This window comes from Microcystis sp. M49636_WE2 (assembly GCF_030065375.1).
Classification (GTDB): domain Bacteria; phylum Cyanobacteriota; class Cyanobacteriia; order Cyanobacteriales; family Microcystaceae; genus Microcystis; species Microcystis aeruginosa_C.
Genome location: NZ_JASJFG010001088.1, coordinates 1 through 1,087 on the forward strand (window position 1 = coordinate 1; position 1,087 = coordinate 1,087).

At 43.0% G+C, this 1,087-nt stretch carries 1 protein-coding gene; it reads left to right on the plus strand.

Annotated features, from left to right (window positions below):
• The coding region (locus PX484_RS25255; protein WP_288106139.1) for an RNA-guided endonuclease InsQ/TnpB family protein at positions 1–967 on the plus strand (967 nt) is incomplete at its 5' end.
• Between the last annotated feature and the right edge of the window lie 120 nt (positions 968–1,087).

Below are 1,087 nucleotides of genomic sequence, written 5' to 3' on the forward strand. Positions count from 1 at the left end.
CCCGATATTAAAGACGGTTAACGCTCAAGTTTTACAGCAAGTCTTAAAAACTTTAGATAAGGCGTTTAACCAGATGAAATCGAAAGGCTTCGGCTTTCCTAGATTTAAGAAAAAGATGCGGAGTTTTGTTTTTCCTGCGCTGTCAAAAAGCTTTCTAGGTGACGAATACTTAAATTTTCCACAATTGGGAAAAATTAGAATCAGGCAATCTAGAGAATACCCGTCTGGGTTCGAGCCTAAACAAGCTCGAATTATCCAAAAAGCGTCGGGATTTTACGTTTCGGTTTCCTTCCAATCTACGGAATTAGTTCCCGATATGACAGTGGGGAAAACCTGTTTAGGAATTGACGCGGGGATTGAGAGTTTTGTTGCTACTTCACGGGGAGATTTAATCAAAGCCCCTCGATTTTTGTTGAAAGTACAGAGTAAGCTTAAATTGCTACAAAGACGCTTGAAACGGAAAACTAAAGGCTCTAGCAATTGGTTAAAACTTCAGGAGAAGATAGCAAGATTACATGAAAAAGTGTCTAATACTCGTAGAGATTGGCACTTTAAGTTAGCTCATTACCTTTGTGATCTTGCTGATAATATCTTTGTCGAAGATATTAACTTCATTTCCTGGTCTAGAGGGATCGTTAGAAAACAATCTCTGGATTCGGGCATCGGTAGTTTTATTAACGAGATACTACCGTTTGTCGCTTGGAAACGGGGGAAATATTATCTTAAGGTCGATAAAAACGGAACTTCCCAGGAGTGTCCGAATTGTGGCGCGATTACTGGCAAAAAGTCGTTATCAGAAAGAGTTCACCGGTGTGATTCTTGCGGCCACATTGAACCGAGAGACACGGCATCAGCGAAGGTAATCGAGAACCGAGGAAAAAACGCGGTCGGACTGACCGTGTTAGAAAACGCTCGCGGAGGCGATTTGACGGGGATCGACTGGGTTAAACCAGGTCGATCTAGTTAAAAACCTATGAACCGAGAATCTCCCGCTACACCGCGCGAGCGGTTAGCGGGGGAGAGTCAAAATTAGAATGATTAAACCCCAACCATAACCCCGCCTCGATAACCGATAGCCCATAACCGA